The organism is Mitsuaria chitosanitabida ATCC BAA-476 = NBRC 102408 (assembly GCF_001598255.1).
Classification (GTDB): Bacteria; Pseudomonadota; Gammaproteobacteria; order Burkholderiales; family Burkholderiaceae_C; genus Roseateles; species Roseateles chitosanitabidus.
The window spans coordinates 137,466-156,469 of record NZ_BCYP01000022.1 but is presented as its reverse complement, the minus strand read 5'-3'; the positions used below and the strand labels follow the sequence as shown (position 1 = coordinate 156,469).

General features: G+C 71.1%; 19 protein-coding genes and 1 pseudogene. 8 read left to right on the top strand and 12 right to left on the bottom strand.

The genetic code is table 11. The annotated features are described in order from the left end of the window. Nucleotides 1-284 precede the first annotated feature (284 nt). A complete protein-coding gene (locus MCHT01_RS15360; protein WP_067066214.1) occupies nt 285-764 on the top strand; it encodes a hypothetical protein in 480 nt (159 codons plus the stop codon). On the opposite strand, the gene MCHT01_RS15355 is transcribed toward MCHT01_RS15360, so the two are convergent. From MCHT01_RS15355 to MCHT01_RS15335, 5 genes are all read right to left on the bottom strand, one after another. Further along, nucleotides 754-1,632, bottom strand: coding sequence for a S66 peptidase family protein (locus MCHT01_RS15355; protein ID WP_067066213.1), 879 nt, complete (start codon nt 1,630-1,632; stop codon nt 754-756). The two genes, MCHT01_RS15360 and MCHT01_RS15355, sit on opposite strands and share 11 nt — an antisense overlap. A gap of 74 nt (nt 1,633-1,706) precedes the next feature. Then, entirely contained in the window at nt 1,707-3,011 is a 1,305-nt protein-coding gene (locus tag MCHT01_RS15350; RefSeq protein WP_148661545.1) for a serine hydrolase, read from the bottom strand. 21 nt (nt 3,012-3,032) lie between these two features. Further along, a complete protein-coding gene (locus MCHT01_RS15345; RefSeq protein ID WP_259375161.1) occupies nt 3,033-4,313 on the bottom strand; it encodes a D-amino acid dehydrogenase in 1,281 nt (426 codons plus the stop codon). Nucleotides 4,314-4,572: 259 nt separating this feature from the next. Next, nucleotides 4,573-5,766, bottom strand: coding sequence for an amino acid aminotransferase (locus tag MCHT01_RS15340; protein ID WP_067066210.1), 1,194 nt, complete (start codon nt 5,764-5,766; stop codon nt 4,573-4,575). Nucleotides 5,767-5,964: 198 nt separating this feature from the next. Continuing rightward, nucleotides 5,965-7,296, bottom strand: coding sequence for a glutamate carboxypeptidase (locus tag MCHT01_RS15335; protein ID WP_067066209.1), 1,332 nt, complete (start codon nt 7,294-7,296; stop codon nt 5,965-5,967). 172 nt (nt 7,297-7,468) lie between these two features. On the opposite strand from MCHT01_RS15335, the gene MCHT01_RS15330 reads away from it, so the two are divergent. Together MCHT01_RS15330 and MCHT01_RS15325 are read left to right on the top strand one after the other, a co-directional pair. Then, nucleotides 7,469-7,783: a putative quinol monooxygenase gene (locus MCHT01_RS15330; protein ID WP_245643325.1), complete on the top strand. Its 315-nt coding sequence runs from the start codon at nt 7,469-7,471 to the stop codon at nt 7,781-7,783. Between the two features lie 283 nt (nt 7,784-8,066). After that, nucleotides 8,067-8,537: a BON domain-containing protein gene (locus tag MCHT01_RS15325; RefSeq protein WP_067066208.1), complete on the top strand. Its 471-nt coding sequence runs from the start codon at nt 8,067-8,069 to the stop codon at nt 8,535-8,537. Here the strand turns inward: MCHT01_RS15325 and MCHT01_RS15320 are convergent. After that, the gene (locus MCHT01_RS15320; protein ID WP_067066207.1) at nt 8,497-9,711 is read right to left on the bottom strand and encodes a DUF2332 domain-containing protein; all 1,215 of its coding nucleotides are present in this window, start codon (nt 9,709-9,711) and stop codon (nt 8,497-8,499) included. The two genes, MCHT01_RS15325 and MCHT01_RS15320, sit on opposite strands and share 41 nt — an antisense overlap. 79 nt (nt 9,712-9,790) lie before the next feature. Between MCHT01_RS15320 and MCHT01_RS15315 the strand changes: the two genes are divergently transcribed. Beyond that, nucleotides 9,791-10,471, top strand: a complete 681-nt coding sequence (locus MCHT01_RS15315) for a Crp/Fnr family transcriptional regulator (RefSeq protein ID WP_067066206.1) — start codon at nt 9,791-9,793, stop codon at nt 10,469-10,471. A gap of 1 nt (nt 10,472) precedes the next feature. Here the strand turns inward: MCHT01_RS15315 and MCHT01_RS15310 are convergent, their stop codons facing one another. Further along, nucleotides 10,473-10,973 (bottom strand): glutathione peroxidase, encoded by a 501-nt coding sequence (locus tag MCHT01_RS15310; protein WP_067066205.1) that lies wholly within the window; start codon nt 10,971-10,973, stop codon nt 10,473-10,475. 139 nt (nt 10,974-11,112) lie between these two features. Next, nucleotides 11,113-11,973, bottom strand: a complete 861-nt coding sequence (locus tag MCHT01_RS15305) for an EamA family transporter (protein WP_067066204.1) — start codon at nt 11,971-11,973, stop codon at nt 11,113-11,115. Nucleotides 11,974-12,160: 187 nt separating this feature from the next. Between MCHT01_RS15305 and MCHT01_RS15300 the strand changes: the two genes are divergently transcribed. Then, on the top strand, nt 12,161-13,102 hold the full coding sequence (locus tag MCHT01_RS15300; RefSeq protein WP_148661544.1) for a hypothetical protein: 942 nt from the start codon (nt 12,161-12,163) through the stop codon (nt 13,100-13,102). A gap of 81 nt (nt 13,103-13,183) precedes the next feature. Here MCHT01_RS15300 and lplT read toward each other — a convergent pair whose 3' ends face one another. Further along, nucleotides 13,184-14,461, bottom strand: a complete 1,278-nt coding sequence (gene lplT / locus MCHT01_RS15295; protein ID WP_067066202.1) for a lysophospholipid transporter LplT — start codon at nt 14,459-14,461, stop codon at nt 13,184-13,186. A gap of 219 nt (nt 14,462-14,680) precedes the next feature. Between lplT and alr the strand changes: the two genes are divergently transcribed. Genes alr through MCHT01_RS15280 form a run of 3 tightly spaced genes read left to right on the top strand, consistent with a single transcriptional unit; the run spans nt 14,681 to nt 17,015 of the window. Next, a complete protein-coding gene (alr, locus tag MCHT01_RS15290; protein WP_067066201.1) occupies nt 14,681-15,784 on the top strand; it encodes an alanine racemase in 1,104 nt (367 codons plus the stop codon). Nucleotides 15,785-15,830: 46 nt separating this feature from the next. Further along, entirely contained in the window at nt 15,831-16,235 is a 405-nt protein-coding gene (gene arfB, locus MCHT01_RS15285) for an alternative ribosome rescue aminoacyl-tRNA hydrolase ArfB (RefSeq protein WP_067066200.1), read from the top strand. 12 nt (nt 16,236-16,247) lie between these two features. Continuing rightward, the gene (locus tag MCHT01_RS15280; protein WP_067066199.1) at nt 16,248-17,015 is read left to right on the top strand and encodes a hypothetical protein; all 768 of its coding nucleotides are present in this window, start codon (nt 16,248-16,250) and stop codon (nt 17,013-17,015) included. Between the two features lie 22 nt (nt 17,016-17,037). Here the strand turns inward: MCHT01_RS15280 and MCHT01_RS25675 are convergent. From MCHT01_RS25675 to MCHT01_RS15270, 3 genes and pseudogenes are all read right to left on the bottom strand, one after another. Further along, nucleotides 17,038-17,211 (bottom strand): annotated as a pseudogene (locus tag MCHT01_RS25675) (type II TA system antitoxin MqsA family protein); the annotation flags it as partial. Between the two features lie 21 nt (nt 17,212-17,232). Continuing rightward, nucleotides 17,233-18,120: a DMT family transporter gene (locus MCHT01_RS15275; RefSeq protein WP_067066198.1), complete on the bottom strand. Its 888-nt coding sequence runs from the start codon at nt 18,118-18,120 to the stop codon at nt 17,233-17,235. Between the two features lie 120 nt (nt 18,121-18,240). Beyond that, complete coding sequence (locus MCHT01_RS15270) at nt 18,241-18,870, bottom strand: LysE family transporter (protein WP_067066197.1); 630 nt, start codon at nt 18,868-18,870, stop codon at nt 18,241-18,243. Nucleotides 18,871-19,004: the final 134 nt, after the last annotated feature.

Genomic DNA, 19,004 nt, shown 5'->3' with positions numbered 1-19,004 from the left:
GGCTCATCGCCCTCAAGTGACGAAGCTTTGACGCATCCGTAGCAGTGATCGCAACAACCGGGCGGAAGATTTCCGCCCTTCGCCCGAGGACGCCTTGTCGGTCTACGGCACTTGGCGACAGGCTCGCCATCGGCAGATGTCGTCGCCGCATCTGGGTGCATACATCGCGACGACCATGCTCACGCCGATGCACGGCCCCGTGAGCGAACCGTCCGCTCAAGGCCACATGGACTGGTGGCCGTTCGCGGGCATGCTGGACTCCGATCACTTCGAGGTGACTGCACATGAACATTGAGCTCGATCCGTCCACCCGCATTCCCGAAGGCCTGCTGCCCTTGCCACTGCCGGAGGAGCGTGTCCTCTACATGGCCGAGCAACCCATCGTCTACCTCACCCGCAACAGTCAGGGGCAGGTCATGCTGGCCTACTTGGCTGGCGAGGATGCGCGACATCGATTCACCTTGCTGGCGCCGATTTCGGATCGCGATCTGCGACTGCTGGAGCAAGGCCAGCTCAGCATGCGGGATGCCTTGACCGGCACATGGATGTGGCTGCTGCGCGAATGCCAGCGAACCGGAGCCGCCGGTCTGTGGGCCGTGTGCCTCGCGCAGTTACCCGAGAACCACTTGCCTCACCCCGGCACGCCGTTGCTACCCGAACACGACTTCATCGCACCCGCCTCACCGGCACGTGCAAGCGTCGACCCCAGCACGCCCCGCGTCATCGGCGTCGGTCCTTGGTCGCCGGGCGCCATCAGGCGCTGACCGTCCTCGCCACCGGATCCATCGTCACCGCGATGCCGATGGGCAGCGGCAGGTTGGGCGAGGTGTGGCCGCTGGGCCAGCCGGCGAGCACCGGGATGCCGAGCTCGCCGAAGTAGTCCGCGAGCACCGCGTCCGGCGCGTCGCCGTCGGTGAAGCTGCCCAGCAGCGCGCCGGCCAATCCGTCGAGCGCGCCGCTCAGGCGAAGCTGGCACAGCAGGCGGTCGATCTTGTACGGGTCCTCGCCGACGTCCTCCAGGAACAGGATCGCGCCCGACAGGTCCGGCATGAAGGGCGTGCCCAGCAGCGCCACCAGCACCGCCAGATTGCCGCCCGACAACACGCCGCGCACCGGCGCGCGGCCGCGATGGAGCGGATGCGGCGCGAGCGCGGGACCCAGCGCATCGCCGGCGCGCAGGCCGGAGCGCAGACGGTCCGCCAACGCCACCGCGTCGGCCCAGCCGCCCTCGCCCTTGTGCCAGTCCGAGGCCGGCATCGGCGCGTGCCAGCCCGCCAGGCCCAGCTGCTGGCGCAGCGCGAGCAGGGCCGTCAGGTCGCTGTAGCCGATCAGCGGCTTGGGGAATCGGCGCAGCACCGCGCGATCGATCCGGTCCAGCAGCCGCGTGCAGCCGTAGCCGCCGCGCAGGCCGATCACGGCATCCACCGTGGGATCGCACAAGGCCTCGTGGAGGTCGGCCAGGCGGCGCTCGTCCGAGGCGGCCAGATGGCCGAGGAAGCTCGGGCCGCCGCAGCCGGGGAAGACCTTCGCGCGGAAACCCAGGCGCTCGATCATCGGCACCACCTGCTCGAGCGTGCCTTCGCGCGGCGGACCGGCGGGAGCGATGACGCCCAGGCAGGCGTGCGCGGGCAAGGGAGGCAGGAGGTATGCAGCGTCGGCCATCGTTCGCGCGCGGCGCGACGCCGCGGATTCGGAGGATCGGAGGGTCAGGTCTCGAGCCACGCCGCCAGGCGCGCGTCGATCGCCGCGCCCAGCGCCGGCACGCGCCAGGTCGTGGCGCAGCGCTCGTCCGGCGCGTAGCGCGCGCCGAGGTTGGTCAGCAGTGCGATCGCGTAATGACGGCGGCGCGGTGAGATGCCGCGCACGATACCGGCATTGGAGACGTAGTTCTCGGTGTTGCCGGTCTTGTGGGCGAAACGCACGTCGCCGCCGGCCGCGAAGCGGCGCAGGTCCCCCGGCATGGCCACCTCGCCCGCATGCAGCGAGCCGTCCGGTTGCAGCCACTTGCCCGGCAGCCGCGACGGCAGTCCGGGCACCCAGCCCGGCACGCCGCCCAGCGCGCCGCTGGACAGGACCTCGTGCAGCGCCTGGTCCTCCAGCGCGTGCAGCATCTGGTTGCGGCTCTCGGGCGACAGCCGCGGCGCGTCGGCCCGCAACCAGGGCGCAGCGGGCGCGGTCGGGTCCAGCCACCACAGCAACCGCACCGTGTCCCAGGCCGTCATCTGCAACTGCCCCACGCCCGAGCCCGCGCCATTGCCCCAGCCGCCATCGGCGACCGTGTTGGCGAAGCGCAGCGTGGTCAGTCCCAGCGATTCGAACAGCCGGTGCAGGTCGTTGCGGACCTCGCGGCCGTCCTCGCGGCGGATGGCGCCGGTCGCATGCATCAGGGTCACCAGCGCCGACGTCGCCTCGTTGCTGCTCCAGGTGATCATGTCGTAGGCCCAGTCGGCGACCAGGCGCTCCCGGCCGCGATAGCTCAGCGGCTGCCACCAGCTCGCCCGGCCCTGATCGACCAGCCGGCCCAGGCCCGCCAGCAGCATCAGCTTCAGCAGCGAGGCCGGATAGGGCGCGACCATGCGCGGCCCCGCGTCGCCGGCCAGCGGCGTCCAGCGCATCGCGGACCAGTCCGAGTCGGGCCGCCACGCGATGGAGTTGCCCTCCGCGTCGCGGGTGTCCGCGACGAAGCGCACCTCGCCCACCGGGCCGGCATCCGCGGGGATCCGGGCGATCAGGCCCTCGGGGTGCTCGCGCGAGAACAGCACGTTCGCCCACACCGGCGCGCCGCGCTCGGGGTACACGACGACCGCCAGATCCAGGCTGGGGAAATGGCGCATCGGCTTGCCGCCGTCCTGCGAATCCGGCGTGGCGCCGAAGTCCTGCGCCAGCACTGCGTCGCGCAGCGCGCGGGCGAGCGTGTCATGCGTCAACGCGACGTCGGCTGAACGAGCCGGCGCGGTCCCGGTCGTGGCGGCGGCCGTGCCGCTCGGCGTCGAAGCCTCGTGGGCACTCATCGGACCGTCCCTCGCGGCGCGTCAGGCCGCGCGCAGTTGCAGGCCGTCCAGCGCGATGGGGCTGGGCTTGCCGGAGACCAGGTCCGCGACGATGCGGGCCGAGCCGAAGGAGAAGGTGAATCCGAGCGCGCCATGGCCCACATTCAGCCACAGGCCGCGCAGCGGGGTCGCGCCCAGCATCGGCGCGCCGCTGGGCGTCGCCGGACGCAGGCCGGCCCAGGGCACGGCGTGGTCGTAGTCCGCGGCCTTGGGGAAGGTCTCGCGCACGTTGCGTTGCAGCGCGGCCAGGCGCTGAGGATCGATGCGCGTGTCCTCGCCCACCAGGTCCACCATCGCGGCGACCCGCAGTTGGTCGCCGATGCGGGCGTACAGCGTCTTGCGCTCGAAGTCGGTGACGCTGACGGTCGGGGGACGGTGCACGCCGTTGATGGGCGCCGACAGGCTGTAGCCCTTGAGCGGATACAGCGGCAAGCGCAGGCCGACCAGTTCGGCCAGCGCCGCGCTCTGCAGGCCGGCGGCGAGCACGATGCCGTCGGCGCTCAGCTCGCCCTGGTCGGTGCGCAGCGCCACCACGCGGTCGCCCTCGACGACGAAGCCGGTCGCGCTGGCCTGCAGGCGGCCCTGGAAGTGGGGATGCGCGGCCAGGCGCTCGCCCAGTTGCACGCTCAGCGCGTGGCAGTCGGCGACCGCCTCGCCGGCGGTGAAGATGCCGCCGGCCAGCCAGGCGCCGCCGCCATCGCCCAGCGAGGGCTCGATGGCCAGGCACTCGTCGCGCGTCAGGGCCCGCTCGGGACCGCCCTGCGTGCGGGCGGCGACACGGGCGAATTCATCGGGCTTGCGGTAGACCACCAGCTTGCCGGGCGTGCGCAGCGCGATGGCGTCGAGCGCGGTCTGCCGCATCAGCTCGCCGAAGCACTGCTGGCTGAAGGCGCCGAGCTCGAGCAGGCGCTCGGTCGTGCGGCGGTTCACCGGGCCGCGGCAATGGGCGAGGAAGGCCGCCAGCCAGCGCCATTGCGCGGCCGTGCCATCGAGCTTGAAGCGCAGCGGGCCGCCCGGATCGAGCAGCCAGCCCAGCGCCTTCAACGGCACGCCCGCGTCCGCCAGAGGAGACACGTAGCGATAGCTCAACTGGCCCCCGTTGGCGCGGCTCGCGCCGGTGGCGAGCTCCGGCGCGCGCTCCACGAGCGTCACGCGGTGCCCGGCCTCCACGAGGGCCCAGGCGGTGGTGACACCCACCACACCGCCGCCGATCACGACAAGCTGCTTCATCCGGACAAGATCATTCTTTGAATGGTCCGGCAGGGTACGGATTCGGCGCCGCGTCAGCCAATGAAAGCGGTGTCGGAGGTCATAACCCTGTTGAATGCGCGCCAGGGGTGCCCGGCGGGGAGACCCTCACCCCCGCCCTCTCCCGCAAGCGGGCGAGGGAGCCACACCAGGCGATGCGCCGGACAGGCGAGGAGGTCATGCGAGCCGATGTCACTCGGTCGGGTCGGTCCCTGAGCACTCCCTCTCCCGCTTGCGGGAGAGGGCGGGGGAGAGGGTCCCCGCGCCCCCCGAATCAGGCCAGCACGGCCGCCATCGCGTTGGCGGTGGCCTCGACATTGCGCGTGTTCAGGCCCGCGATGCACATGCGGCCCGAGCGCAGGATGTACACGCCGAACTCCTCGCGCAGGCGATCGACCTGCTCCGGCGTCAGGCCGGTGTAGCTGAACATGCCGCGCTGGGTCAGGAAGTAGTCGAAGTTGCGGCCCGGCACCTTGGCCGAGATCACCTCGAACAGCGCGTTGCGCATGGCCAGGATGCGCTCGCGCATCTCCTCGACCTCGCCCTCCCACAGCGCGCGCAGCTGGGCGTCGCCCAGCACCTTGGCCACGACCTGCGCGCCGTGCATCGGCGGGTTGGAGTAGTTGCGGCGGATGGTGAACTTCAGCTGGCCCAGCACGTTGGCGGCCTGCGCCGCGTCCGGGCACACGACCGACAGCGCGCCGCAGCGCTCGCCGTACAGGCTCATGTTCTTGGAGAAGCTGTTCGCGACGAAGAAGCTCAGGCCCGCCGCCGTCAGCGCGCGGATCGCGAAGGTGTCCTGCTCCAGGCCGTCGCCGTAGCCCTGGTAGGCCAGGTCCAGGAACGGGATCAGCTCCCCCTCCTTCAGCACCGGGATCAGCGCGTCCCACTGCGACTGCGACAGATCCACGCCCGTCGGGTTGTGGCAGCACGCGTGCAGCAGCACCACGCTGCGGGCCGGCGCCTCCTTGAGCGCGGCGAGCATGGCGTCGAAGCGCAGGCCGCCGGTCGCGGCGTCGTAGTACGGATACGTGCGGCACTCCAGTCCGGAGCCCTCGAAGACGGCGCGGTGGTTGTCCCAGGTCGGATCGCTCAGGTAGAGCGCGCTCTCGGGGAAGTAGCGCTTGATGAAGTCCGCGCCGACCTTCAGGCCGCCTGACGAGCCCACGCCCTGGATGGTCGCGACGCGGTTGCTCTTGAGCGCCTCGCTGTCGGCGCCGAACAGCAGCTTCTGCACTTCGGTGCGGAAGGCGGGGGCGCCCTCCATCGGCAGGTACGGGCGCGCGCCCGCGGCCTCGACCACGGCCAGCTCGGCCCGGCGGACCGAGTCCAGCATCGGGATGCGGCCGTCGTCATCGAAGTAGATGCCGATGGACAGGTTGATCTTCTGCGAGCGCGGATCCTTCTGGAAGGCCTCGTTCAGGCTGAGGATGGGATCGCCCGCGTAGGCGTCGACGTGCTGGAACATGTGGGGACTCCAAGGCTCGGAACCATTCCGAAGCGACGGCGGCCATTATCCCCAGCACGATGCCGCCGCACCGGACCAGCGGCGCGAAAGCGCCACCGGTACAGGGTTCGGGCGATGCCGTCTGGGCATCGCCCCCGCCGCCAGGACGCATGAGGATCCGGCTACCGTCCTGGGCCCAGGGCGCTCAGGCCCGGGCGGTCACGGCGTCTTGCCGCTGCCCAGCGCCATCACCAGCCGCGTGGCCAGCAGCAGCTTGGGCGCGATGGCGTCCACGACGACGTACTCGCTGTCGCTGCTGTGCGCGCCGAAGCCGCGCACGCCCATGCCCTCGATCACCGGCGCCTGCGTCGACAGCGCCGCGTAGGCCGCGTCGGTGCCGCCGCCGGTCGGACGGTCGCGCACGACCAGGTCCAGCTTCTGCTCGTCGGCCAGCGCCTTGACCCGGACGCCCAGCGCGCGCGACGCGTCGGTCGCCTGCAGCGGCGGGCGGCCGCGACGGAAGGCCACGGAGACCTCGGATTCCGGCAGCAGCTTCTTCTGGATGCGCTTCTGCAGCTCGGCCTCCATGCCGTCGAAGTCGGCCATGCGGTCGGCACGCGCGTCGCCCTGGGCGACGGCCTCGGCCGGGATCGCGTTGCGGACCGAGCCCGCCTTGGCCAGCGTCCAGTGCAGCTGCTTGCCGTTCTTCGGGTCCGACAGGTCACGCAGCTGCAGGATCTGGAAGGACATCTCCTCCAGCGCGTTCACGCCCTTCTCCGGCGCGGCGCCGGCATGCGAGGAACGCCCCTTCACCTTCAGGTCCACCGAGGCGATGCCGCTGGTGGCCAGCCGCAGCGTGTCGGGGCCGTTGGGCCCGCCGCCGCCCTCGAAGGACAGCACCGCGTCGTGGTCGCCCCCCAGCTGGGTGATGGTCGCGTGGGCGCCGGGGGAGCCGATCTCCTCGTCGCCGTTGATCAGCACGGTGATCTGGCCGTAGTCGCTGAAGTTGGCGGCCTTCAGCAGGGTGAGCAGGTGAATGATGGTGGCCACGCCCTGCTTGTCGTCGGCGATGCCCAGGCCGTAGGCGCGGTTGCCCTCGACGCGGAAGGGCTGCTGCTGCAGGCCGCCGCGCTGGTACACCGTGTCCATGTGGGCGATCAGCATGACCTTCCTGCCGTTGACGGCACCGCCCTTGAAGACCGCCTTGACCATCTGGCCGACCTTGGCCGGACCGTCGCCCGCGTCCGACGAGGGCGCGGCGATGGTCTTGTGCGGGTCGATCAGATCGACCTGAGCACCCAGGTCCCGCAGCCGCTGCGCGATCACGCCGGCGATCTTGTCCAGGCCCGCGCGGTCGGAGCTGCCGGACTCGATCTCCACCAGCTGCTGCAGCGTCTTGAGCAGCGCGGGCTGCTCGCGGGTGGCCAGGGCCTGGAGTTCCGGCAGCGACTGGGTCTGCGCCTGGGCGGCCGTGGCGGACAGCGCGGCGAAGGCGGCCGCCGCCGCGAGGGTCAGCGCCGCGCGGCGCAGCGGAGGGACGGAAGCACGCATGGGGGAGGTCTCCTGCAAAGGGTGGACCGATCCTATCCACGGCGCGGTTCGCGCGTCTGCGTTGAAAGTGTTTTGCGTGCGAAGGGCTGTCAGGGTGGACCCTGATTCCCTAGCATCCGTCGCTCCCCGCGGCCTCTGCGGGATCCCCCAACGGACCACCGACGGATCAACGATGACGATGCCCTCCCCCTCTCCCCGCCCGCTGACCATGATCGCCGTGATCGTGGCCGCGCCCGGCCAGCGCGAACGTCTGCGCGAAGCGCTGACCGGCCTGCTCGCGCCGACGCGGCAGGAACCCGGCTGCCGGGACTACCGGCTGTTCGAGCTGCTCGACGAGCCCGGCACCTTCCAGATGCACGAGACCTTCGACGACGAGGCGGCGCTGGAAACGCACCGTTCGATGCCGCACTTCCGCGCCTTCGAGGCGCAGGCGCCGACGCTGCTCGGCGCGCCGCTGAAGCTGGTGCGGCTGTCCGCCGTGGGCTGAGCCCCCACCGTCGACGCGGCGGCGACGGCCGCGCTGGCGCCCGGCCGCGCGTTGCGGCAGGCTCGCGGTCATGCGAGCGCCGATCACACCCGCCACCGCCTGCGCCGCGTCGGACCCGATGTCCACCGCGCCGGGACCTGGATCTGGATCTGGATCTGGATCTGGATCTGGGACTGGGCCTGGGCCTGGGACTGGGACTGTGGCGGTGGGTGCGAATGCGAAGGCGGCTGCTGCGAGTGCGAGTGCGAGTGCGAGTGCGAAGGCTGGCGCCGCGGGCACGGCCGTGGCCCTGGTCCTGGCCGCGCTGAGCCTCCTCGCCGGCACCGCCCGCGCCGAGGACGCCCGCCGCAACGTCTTCGACGACCCTTTCCTCCAGCTGCCCACCGCGATCCCGCCGTCGGCCTGCCCGGTCCCGCCGGGTCCGCTGCTCACCGACGCCGAGGCCAAGGCCCAGTCGCACGGCCGCATCGAGCGCGGCACCAGTTGCTTCCAGAGCGGCCGCTGCCGCCTGCCCAACGCCTATCTCTACGACAAGGAGATCATTCCCCGCGTCCGGCAGGCCGTGGCCGCCGACGGCCGCTTCGACGCGACGACCAGCGTCTGGGCGTTGGGGCAGCGCCGCTGGGTCTGGCTGCAGGGCTGCGTGCGCACCCCCGACGAGGCGGCGGCGCTCGAGGCGCTGGTCCGGCAGATCGACGACGTGGAGAACGTGGTCAACGAGCTGAAGGTCGTGCCGGGCTCGCCAGCCAACTGATCCATCGCCCGTGCGCGTGCGACCAGGCCAGCGGCTCCGTCCGAAGGGCACCGTCGCGATCGCGCCATTGCAAGGTCCACAGGGTCGCGCTGTCGGGCGGCTCGCCCTCCGGATCCGGTGGCAGGGTGTCCAGCGGCGCGAATCGACCCAGTTCGCCGCTGATCCAGGCCAGCCCGCGCTCGCGGACCAGCCGCCCCAGGCGCTCGACGTACGCGCGCAGCGGCTCGCGGTCGAAGTAGGCCAGCACCCAGACGTTGGCGATCACCGGTGTCACGCCCTCGGGCAGGCGGCCCATCCAGCGCTCGAGCTCACCCAGGCCGTCCTCGGTGCGCAGCAGCGGCACGGGATGCCGGCGCGCATCCGCGAGCGCGCGGTCCAGGCGCTCCCGCCGCGCCGCGTCGCCGGGCCACAGGCAGGCGCGCAGCCAGCGGGTGGCCACCGGGTCCTCGGGCGCGACCGGTTGCAGGTCCACGCCCATGCGGTGGGGCGCGCGCCATGCCGGCACGCCGAGCAGCGCGGCGGGCCGCTCGCCGCGCCACTGGGTCCGGATGAGCGGCGCGTCCGGCGTCGCCCCGGGCAGGAGCTCGACCGCGTCCTGATACGCATAGCGATCGACGCCCAGGTTCAGGCCCGCGCTGCATCCGAAGTCGAACAGCGCCAGCGGCACCGGTGCCTGCGCCGTGCCGCCGAGCCGCGTCGCCAGCGTCTGCAGGGCGGGCCGCAGCACGGCGCAGCGGCCGGTCTCGTTGGTCTGCGTGGTGCGCGATCGGGTCAGCGCGCGCAATGCGGCGTCCTCGCGTCGCATGAAGTCCTTGAGCAGGGCCGGCAACTCGGCATCCGGCGCGCGATGCCCGCCGACGCTGGCGTAGTAGGCCGCCAGCGGATGGGGCTCGCCCGCGAGGATGCGATCGTGGAGCGCCGCCAGCAGCAGCACCGCCAGATGCTGCGTGGGCGGCGCCTCGAGCAAGGGGGCCATCAACGCCGGGTCGGCGGCGATGATCCCGGCGAGCGCCGCATAGAGCGCGTCATCCTGCCCGTCGAGCGCCGCGAAGCGGCCGAAGCGATGGGCGATCCGGCTGAGCGCCTCGGCCGGGTCATGCCCGTCTCGCCCGTCTCGCCCGTCTCGCCGGAGCATCGTGTCGGTCGAGGACGACTCTTCGTGGTGTTGCTGCATGAGCGTGACTCTAGGATCGTCGTCGCCGTCAGAATGTCGGCCATCCGACAAAGTCTGATTCCCGATTCCCATCCGGACCATGCCGCCCCAGCCCTCGCCTCCCACGCGGTCCGCCGTCGACGCGCTCCGCGCCAACTTCCCGGAACTCCGGCCACCGGGCGCGCTGACCGGCCGGCTGGAGGCGCTGCTGCCCTGCCGCGCGCTGCCCGCCGGGCGGGTGCTGTTCGCGCAGGGCCAGTCCCCGAAGGCCTTCTACATGGTGGCGGGCGGCGAGATCGAAGCCCGCTTCGCCGCGCTCGACGGCCGCATGTCGGTGCTGGAGCACGTGCGCGCGCCACGGCTGTTCGGACTGGCCGCCTTCGTGACCGGCAAGCCCTCGCGCTACGAGGCGGCGGCGCGGGTCGACAGCCGCGTCTGGGTGATCGGCGAGCCGGCGTATCGGCTGCTGATGGACGACTGGCCCGGCTTCGCCCGGGCACTGATGCGCGAGTTCGCCGAACGCTTCGAGGGCAACCTGCGGCTGCTGGAGGCCGCCCGGCACCTGAGCGCGCCGGACCGCTTCGCGGTCGCGCTGCGCCAGCTGGCGAGCGAACGCGCCGGGCCGGTCGACGCCGAGGGCTGGCGCGAGTTGCGCGCGACGCAGGCGGAGCTGGCCCAGCTCGCCCACCTGTCCCGGCAGACGGTCAACCAGCTGCTGCGCGCCGAGCAGGACCAGGGCCGGCTGCGGCTGCGCTACGGCCGGATCGCATGGAAGGGCTGAGTCAGTCCGCCAGCGCGGCCTCGATGTCGCCGCGCAGCGAGGCCGGCGCGTCGTTGGGCGCGTAGCGCTTGAGCACCTGTCCGTCGCGGCCGACCAGGAACTTGGTGAAGTTCCACTTGATCGCCTGCGTGCCCAGGATCCCGGGCTTCTCGCCCTTGAGCCACTGCCACAGCGGATGCGCTTCCCCGCCGTTGACCTTGACCTTGCCCATCATCGGGAAGCTCACCCCGTAGTTGAGCTGGCAGAACGAGGCGATCTCGTCGTTGCTGCCCGGATCCTGTCCGCCGAACTCGTTGCTCGGGAAGCCGACGATCACCAGGCCGCGCGCCTGGAAGTCGCGCCACAGGTCCTCCAGCCCCTTGAACTGCGGCGTGAAGCCGCACTCGCTGGCGGTGTTGACGACCAGCAGCACGCGGCCGCGGTACTGCGACAGCGACACAGGCTCGCCGGCGATGCTGACGGCTTCGAAGTCGAAGGCTGTCTTGCCGTTGTTGGCGCTCATGGGGACCTCCTCTTGGCGACCCGGGGGGCCGTGGCGCATCCTAGCGCGGCAAGCCGTGCCCGGCGTGTCGCGCGGGCGGAGCGAACCGGACGGGCCCGCCGTACCGGGCCGCTCCGGCAAGGGCCGGGCGGGTCCGGCCTCAGGCGCGCCGGTGTTCCAGGGCCGCCAGCAGCGCGGCGGCGAGGATCGCCCCACCGCCCAGCGCGGTCTTTCCGTCCAGCGTGCCGCCGCCCAGCAGCAGCGCCGAGATCGCCGCCACCGGCACCTCGGTCAGCATGACCACCGCGGTCAGGTTGGCCGGCAGCCGCGCCGCCCCGTATTGCAGGGACAGGTTGGAGATGAAGAACAGCACGGCCATGCCCGCCAGCGGCAGCAGCCAGACCGCGCCCGGCAGCCAGGGCCAGGGCGCCAGGCCGGCGCCCGCCATGCCCGCCGCCGACACCCCCGCCACCAGCACGCCGCCGGTGAACATGGCCAGCGCCCGCGCGCCGGGGCTGCGGGCGGACTCGCGCCTCAGCATGACGTTGTTGAACGCGAAGGTCATGCCGCCCACCAGCCCCAGCACGTCGGGCAGCGAGGACGGGACCGGCCAGCCGCCGTCTTCGGGCGACAGCACCGCCATCGCGCCGCCCAGCGCCAGCGCGATGCGCAGCCCGGCCATGGCCGTCAGCGGCTCCTTGAGGATCAGCCGGGCCAGCAGCACCGCCCACAGCGGCATGAGATAGAACAGCAGCACCACCCGCACCACGTCGCCGGTGGCCACGCCCCAGTTGAAGGCGGTGTTGGTCATGCCCGCGGCCAGCGTCACCAGCCACAGGCCGGGAGAGCGCCACCACTCGGCCATCGCCCCGCGCTGCGTCGCCATGACCACGATCCACGACAGCGTGTACATGATCACCGTGGTCCACAGCGGGTGCATCCCGGCGGACTCGAACTGGCGGAACGGCCACCACGACAGCCCCCAGATCGTGGCGTTGAGCATCAGGGCAAGAATCGGCATGCGGATCGGGACGGAAACAGAAGGAAAAGCAGGGGACAGGCGTCACACGGGATCGCCAACAATGCCGAGGGTTTGTAGCATGGCGCAAGGACTGACCCTGCCCTCCAATCGGGGCGCCGTGCGCCTGTCATGCATGCGGCTTACCCTGCCGCGTGTGTCCAGTCCACCTTTTTAGGGAGAGCTTCTCTTGGATCACCTGGCCTGTTTCGCCCCCGAGGATTTGCAGTCCGCCGCACGGCCCGACCTGCAGAGCTATCACTGGCGCCTGTTGGCGCAGGGGGATTCCTGGTTCTCCACTGCCCAGGCCAAGCTCAGCGCGCACGCCAACCTGCTGCAGGAGCTGGTGCTGGCCAAGCCCGCGGTCGCGATCAACTGCGCCGGCCAGCGCGAAAGCCTGTCCAAGGTCGTGGAGCTCGAATCCGCGCCCGATTTCGTCCGGCTGCTGACCGCCGCCGACGCCCCCGTCTGGGACGGCGTGCTGCTCTCCGTGGGCGGCAACGACCTGATCAAGGCCGCCCAGACGCCCACCTTCATCGACGGCCAGGAAGTCCCGCTGCACCTGCGGCTGCTGCGCCGCCAGACCGAATGGGGCGCGCCCTCGGACGGTGTGGGCCGCTACTTCTCCGAGCCCGGCTGGGCCACCTACGCCGAGTACCTCAAGGCCAACCTGCGCCACCTGCTGACGCTGCGCGACCAGGGCCCCTCGGCCGGCAAGCCGGTCTTCATGCACTGCTACGCGGTGCCGATGCCGCGTCCGGCCGGCGCCGAGGACGCGGGCCACGGCCCCTGGCTCTACCCGGCGCTCAAGGCCTACGCCATCCCGGCGGCCGACTGGGCCGCCGTCAGCCGGCTGATGGTGATGCACCTGGCCCAGCTGCTGAAGACGCTGATGGCGGACAAGGAGCAGTTCCCCGGGCTGTTCGTGTTCGACTCGACCGCCGTCCCGCTGGCCTCGGCCACGCCCGGCGCCAGCGGCATCAGCGGCGACTGGCACAACGAGATCCACCTCAACCACAGCGGCTGCCTCAAGATCGGGCGCGCCTGGTCGGAGCACATCAACCAGGTGCTGAGCACCGGCGGCCTGATCGTGGACACGCCCGCGAGCGGCAAGGGACGCGCGCGGCGCTGAGCGGATCGGGTGGCGCCCGGCGAGGCGCCCAAGGAGAGACGGCCCCTGAAGAGGGGCCGTCGTCGTTTGCGGAGCGCGGATTCAGTGCTTGTCGCTGCGCGCGATGGAGAGCAGGCGCTCCAGTTCTTCCGGGTGCTCGCGCAGGTTGTGCTTGTGCCAGCGTCCGACCACCCACATGATCGCCGCGACCAGCAGGCCGAAGATCGTGATCGAGCCGAAGGCCGAGGTGCCGAAGCGGGTCAGCATCGTGTACAGCGCGCCCAGGCCCAGGATGCAGGCCTGCTCGTTGAAGTTCTGCACGGCGATGGAGCGGCCGGCGCCCATCAGGTTGTGGCCGCGGTGCTGCAGCAGCGCGTTCATCGGCACGACCAGGTAGCCGCCGATGCCGCCCAGGAGCACCAGGAACGGAATCGCCAGCCACAGGTTGTCGATGAAGTTCAGCACCAGCATCAGCAGACCCATGCCGATGCCCAGCGGGATGACGTTGGTGGCCTTGTCCAGCCGCACGGCCATCGACGCAATCACCGCGCCCGCCGCCGTGCCGATCGCCACCACGCCCGCCAGCGCCGAGGCCTGCGTCGTGCCGTAGCCCAGCGCCGCCGCCGCCCAGGCGAAGACGATGTAGCGCATGTTGCCCGACACGCCCCAGAACAGCGTGGTCATGCCCAGCGAGATCTGGCCCAGCTTGTCTTGCCACAGCCGCGAGTTGCAGGACGCGAACTCCCGCACCAGGTCGGTGGGGTTGTGGGAGATCGGCTGCAGCGGCGCCTCGGTGCGCGGGATGCGCAGGTTGAAGAGCGCCGCGATGAAGTACAGCACCACCATGAAGGCGATCGCCGCCTCGGGCGGGGTGTCGATGCCGGTGTCGATGAAGGGGACGTCGAAGCTCAGCAGGAAGGACGAGGCGCGCTCGCCCAGCAGCTGGCCGCCGAAGACGGCGCCCAGGATGATGGAGCCGATGGTCAGGCCCTCGATCCAGCCATTGGCCTTGACCAGCTGCGACGGCGGCAGGAGCTCGGTGAGGATGCCGTACTTGGCCGGCGAGTAGGCCGCCGCGCCCAGGCCCACGATGGCGTAGGCGATCAGCGGGTGCACGCCCACCAGCATGCTCAGACAGCCCAGCACCTTGATCGTGTTCGATATGAACATGACCTTGCCCTTGGGGACCGCGTCGGCGAAGGCGCCCACGAAGGGCGCCAGCACCACGTAGAACAGGGCGAACATGGGGACCAGGGCGGCGCGCTGCCATTCGGCGGCACCGCTGGTGCGGAGCAACTCCACGGCGGCGACGAACAGCGCGTTATCAGCCAGCGAGCTGAAGAACTGCGCTGACATGATGGTGTAGAAGCCTTTTTTCATCGACCCGGCATACCTGGAACTGCGGTGAACACGCTGGGTCCACAGGGTGGGAGAAGGCAGCGCTGCGGCGGGTTTATAGCATGCGCCTGTTTTGGTAACAGACCTTCACGGACCAACTGCACTGTGCTAACTCGTCCCGGTTTTCGGGAGGCCTGGGGGCCACGCCGACATGGTGCGCCGCAGCAATTCCGTCGCGGTGGCGGAGGCACAATGCGCCCCATGCCCCGTCCCATCGAAGCCCTGATCCACCAGCCCGCGCTGGCCCACAACATCGCTCGCGCCCGTGAGCTGGCGCCCGACGCGCAGGTGTTCGCGGTCGTCAAGGCCAACGCCTACGGCCACGGCATCGAGCGCGTGTTCGACGCGCTGCGCAGCGCCGACGGTTTCGCGCTGCTGGACCTGGACGAGGCCCAGCGCATCCGCGACCTGGGCTGGCGCGGGCCCATCCTGCTGCTGGAAGGCTGCTTCGAGACCCGCGACCTGGAGCTGTGCTCGCGCCTGAAGCTCTGGCACGCCGTGCATCAGGAACAGCAGATCGACTGGCTGGCGATGCACAAGACGCACGAGCCGCATCGGGTCTTCCTCAAGCTCAACAGCGGCATGAACCGGCTGGGCTTCACGCCCAGCGCCTTCCGCGGCGCCTGGACCCGGCTGAACGCGCTGCCGCAGGTGGACGAGATCTCGCTGATGACGCACTTCTCGGACGCCGACGGCCCGCGCGGCATCGCGCACCAGACCGCCGTCTTCAAGGAAGCCACGGCCGACCTGCCGGGCGCGCGCACGCTGAGCAACAGCGCGGCCATCCTGCGTCACGCCCAGGATCCGGCGGTGCGGGCGGACTGGGTCCGCTCGGGGATCATGACCTACGGCAGCGCGCCGGACTATCCGGAGCACGGCATCGCGCACTGGAACCTGAAGCCCACGATGACGCTGCGTTCCAAGGTGCTGGCCGTCCAGCATCTGAAGGAAGGCGACAGCGTGGGCTACGGCAGCAGCTTCGTGGCGCAGCGGACGATGCGCATCGGCACGGTGGCCTGCGGCTACGCCGACGGCTACCCGCGGCACGCGGGCCACGGCACGCCGGTGCTGGTCGGCGGCGCGCGCACGTCGACCATCGGCCGCGTGTCCATGGACATGCTGGCGGTGGACCTGACGGATCTCCCGGCCGAGGGCATCGGCAGCGAGGTCACGCTGTGGGGCAAGGGTCCCAAGGACGCGGTGCTGTCCATCGACGAGGTGGCCCAGGCCGCCGGCACCATCGGCTACGAGCTGATGTGCGCGATCGCCAAGCGCGTGCCGGTGCACGTCGAGACGCTGGCCTGAGGCCGGCACGCCCGCCCCCCGGATTTCCGATCCCCTCCGCCGGCCCATGCACCTCGACTGGACCCCGGCGGACTGGGAGCTGGAGGTCTCCGCCATCCGCGCCAGCGGCCCCGGCGGGCAGAACGTCAACAAGGTCAGCAACGCGGTCCACCTGCGCTTCGACATCCGGCGCTCGACGCTGCCGGCCCCGATCAAGGAGCGCCTGCTGGCACTGAGCGACCAGCGCATCACGTCCGAGGGCGTGGTGGTGATCAAGGCGCAGGAGTCGCGCAGCCTGGAGCAGAACCGCGCCGACGCGATCGCCCGGCTGGTCGCTCTGGTGCAGAGCGTCGCCCATGTGCCCAGGAAGCGGCGGCCGACCAAGCCCACGCACGGCTCGCAGAAGCGGCGGCTGGAGGCCAAGAGCCAGCGCGGCGAGATCAAGGAGGGGCGCGGCAAGGTCCGCGTCTGAGAGAGGACCTTCATGTTCAAGACCCTGCGGATCCTGATCCTGCTGCTGGTACTGCTGACGGTGGCCGGCACGACCTGGCTGGGTCGCTGGCAGGCGCAGTCGTGGAAACGGCCGCAGGTGGTGACGCTCTACCCGATCAACGCGGGCGGCGACGCGGCGACCGAGGCCTACCTCGATCGGCTGGACGAGAGCGCCTTCGCCGGCCTGGAGCCCTACTTCAAGGAGCAGGCAGCGCGCTACGGCGTGGCCTTGTCGCAGCCGGTGCGGATCGTGCTGGGCCGGCGCGTCAGGGCCCTGCCGCCGCCGGTGCCGCGCGACGGCAGCGTGCTGTCGGCGATCTCCTGGAGCCTGCGCATGCGCTGGTGGGCCTGGCGCGAGACGCCGCCCAGCTCGCCGGTGCCGGACGTCCGGCTGTTCCTGATGTATCACCCGACGGACTTCGCCTCGGCGCTGCCGCACTCGACCGGACTCGAGAAGGGCCGGCTGGGCCTGGTGCATGTCTTCGCGTCGCGCTCTCAGGCGGGCCCGAACCAGGTCGTGATCGCGCACGAGGCGCTGCACACCTTCGGCGCGACGGACAAGTACGACCCGATCACGCTGATGCCGCGCTTCCCCGACGGCTACGCGGAGCCACAGGCCGAGCCGCGCCTGCCGCAAGCCCGGGCCGAGCTGATGGCGGGCCGGGTCCCTCTGCGCGAGAACGAGGCCCGCATCCCCGCCGACCTGACCGAGACGCTGATCGGTCCCGTCACCGCGCTGGAGATCGGCTGGTTGAAGTAGGTCGGCGCCGCTCGGTTCACCTTCACGGCGTGGCGACCCGGATCTCGTCGAACAGGCTTGGATGCCGCTCCAAGACGCTCAGCAGTTGGATCAGCGACCGCGGCGGCTGGTTCTTTCCGGTCTCATATCGGGAGAATGCGTTCGCACCACCACCGAACAGCGCGGCAGCTTCCCGCTGATCCAACGCGAACTTCTTGACGATCGTTGGCGGTGCCGCTCAACGCGCCGGCCGCGTCGCCACAAAGATGCTCCCCAGGCACAGCACCATGCCCGCGAGCGCGAGCATCGTCGGGCGCCAGCCCTCGAAGAGCGCCGAGATGCCCAGCGCGATCACCGGGATCACCACGCCGGTGAGCGCCGCCCGGGCCGTCCCCTGCCGCTGCGCCAGCTTGAAGTACAGGACGAAGGCCACCACCGACCCCAGCACCGCCAGGTACAGCAGGCTCAGCACGTAGCTCGGTGTCCACGAGAACGTGAGCCCCTGGCCCGTCACCACCGAGGTCGTCAGCAGGAACAGCGACCCGTACCCCATGCTCCAGGCCAGCACCGGGACCAGCGCCAAGCCGCGGCGGGTGAGCGTCAGCGTCAGCACGTTGCCGACGCAGGCCGCCAGCACGGCGCACAGGCCCAGCACCAGCCCGTAGGCCGCGGTCGGGCGCGAGCCGGTCGAGGCGATCTCCGGCCAGAAGATCATCACCACGCCCGCCACCGCGCCCACCGACGCGCCCAGGAAGCGCGCCGTGACCCGCTGCCCGAAGAACACCCGACCCGACAGCGCGTTGCCGAAGACCATCAGGCAGAACAGCACCGCCACCAGGCCGGTCGGGATATGGCGCTCCGCCTCGTAGACGGAAAAGTAGTTGCCGCTGTACTGGACGATGCCCGTCGCCAGCATCAGCCCGTGCGCCCCCAGCGGCAGCCGCAGCGACAGCTTCTGCCAGCGCGCGAAGCCCGCCAGCATCAGCGCCGCCAGCCCGAAGCGCCAGCCCACGGAATTGAGCACCGGCACGCCCGAAGCGAGCTGGTACAGGATCACGTGCCAGGTGCTGGCCCAGATCAGCGTCGGGCCCCAGAACAGCCAGCGGTCGGAAACAGTGGAGGACATAACAAGCAAAACAAAGAAGCCGCCCAGTCGGGCGGCCTCCGGTGGCATCGGACCGCCGCATCGGCAGCCCGCGGACTCAAGCGAGGTCTTGAGCGAGCCGCCGATCAGGCAGCTCGCGGATCAGGCGGCCTTCTTGAAGGTCGCCAGCAGCGCGCCGGCCGCCACGAACAGCGAGCCGAAGACGCGGTTCATCGCCTTGAGGTGGGACTCCGAGCGCAGCGCCCGCAGCACCCGCGCCGCCAGCACCGTGTAGCCGGCCATGACGACCGCGTCGGTGAAGGCCAGCGTCGCGCCGATGACGGCGTACTGGGCGCCCAGGCTCTGATGCAGGTTCAGGAACTGCGGCACCACGGCCAGCAGGAAGACGGTGCCCTTGGGGTTGACCGCGTTGATGCCCCAGCCGCGCATCACCAGTTGGCGGCGCGTCACCTGCACGCCCTCGGCCTGCTCGGCCACCAGCGGCTTGGCCGGCGAGCGCCATTGCTGGATGCCCAGATAGACCAGGTAGGCCACGCCCGCCCACTTGACCACGGCGAAGGCGCGCTCCGACGCGGCGATCAGCGCCCCCAGGCCGGCGCCCACGAAGACGATCTGCGTCAGGATGCCCAGGATCAGGCCGATGGTCATGAAGTAGCCGCGCTTGAAGCCGTGATTCAGACCGGCGCTCATCGCCGCGATGGCGCCCGCGCCCGGGGACAGGCTGATGGCCCACGAGGCCGCGAAAAATCCCAGCCAGACTGAAAACTCCATGATCGACTCCTGCGAAGAGCCGCCGTTGTAGCACGCCACCCCGCCGGCGGCGAAGGTCAGGGTTAACGAGAACCCCCTGTCCATCGGGTCCGCGGGCGGCCGCGCCCGGCACGCGTCCGCCTCCCGGGACCCTC

Excerpts from the sequence above, each read along its gene's own strand:
- MCHT01_RS15330 (WP_245643325.1), top strand. The coding sequence starts at position 7,469 with ATGACGATGCCCTCCCCCTCTCCCCGCCCGCTGACCATGATCGCCGTG.
- lplT (WP_067066202.1), bottom strand. The coding sequence starts at position 14,461 with ATGAAAAAAGGCTTCTACACCATCATGTCAGCGCAGTTCTTCAGCTCG.
- MCHT01_RS15320 (WP_067066207.1), bottom strand. The coding sequence starts at position 9,711 with ATGCAGCAACACCACGAAGAGTCGTCCTCGACCGACACGATGCTCCGG.
- MCHT01_RS15275 (WP_067066198.1), bottom strand. The coding sequence starts at position 18,120 with ATGTCCTCCACTGTTTCCGACCGCTGGCTGTTCTGGGGCCCGACGCTG.
- alr (WP_067066201.1), top strand. The coding sequence starts at position 14,681 with ATGCCCCGTCCCATCGAAGCCCTGATCCACCAGCCCGCGCTGGCCCAC.
- MCHT01_RS15270 (WP_067066197.1), bottom strand. The coding sequence starts at position 18,870 with ATGGAGTTTTCAGTCTGGCTGGGATTTTTCGCGGCCTCGTGGGCCATC.
- MCHT01_RS15310 (WP_067066205.1), bottom strand. The coding sequence starts at position 10,973 with ATGAGCGCCAACAACGGCAAGACAGCCTTCGACTTCGAAGCCGTCAGC.
- MCHT01_RS15280 (WP_067066199.1), top strand. The coding sequence starts at position 16,248 with ATGTTCAAGACCCTGCGGATCCTGATCCTGCTGCTGGTACTGCTGACG.
- MCHT01_RS15315 (WP_067066206.1), top strand. The coding sequence starts at position 9,791 with ATGCCGCCCCAGCCCTCGCCTCCCACGCGGTCCGCCGTCGACGCGCTC.
- MCHT01_RS15350 (WP_148661545.1), bottom strand. The coding sequence starts at position 3,011 with ATGAGTGCCCACGAGGCTTCGACGCCGAGCGGCACGGCCGCCGCCACG.
- MCHT01_RS15305 (WP_067066204.1), bottom strand. The coding sequence starts at position 11,973 with ATGCCGATTCTTGCCCTGATGCTCAACGCCACGATCTGGGGGCTGTCG.
- MCHT01_RS15360 (WP_067066214.1), top strand. The coding sequence starts at position 285 with ATGAACATTGAGCTCGATCCGTCCACCCGCATTCCCGAAGGCCTGCTG.
- MCHT01_RS15340 (WP_067066210.1), bottom strand. The coding sequence starts at position 5,766 with ATGTTCCAGCACGTCGACGCCTACGCGGGCGATCCCATCCTCAGCCTG.
- arfB (WP_067066200.1), top strand. The coding sequence starts at position 15,831 with ATGCACCTCGACTGGACCCCGGCGGACTGGGAGCTGGAGGTCTCCGCC.
- MCHT01_RS15335 (WP_067066209.1), bottom strand. The coding sequence starts at position 7,296 with ATGCGTGCTTCCGTCCCTCCGCTGCGCCGCGCGGCGCTGACCCTCGCG.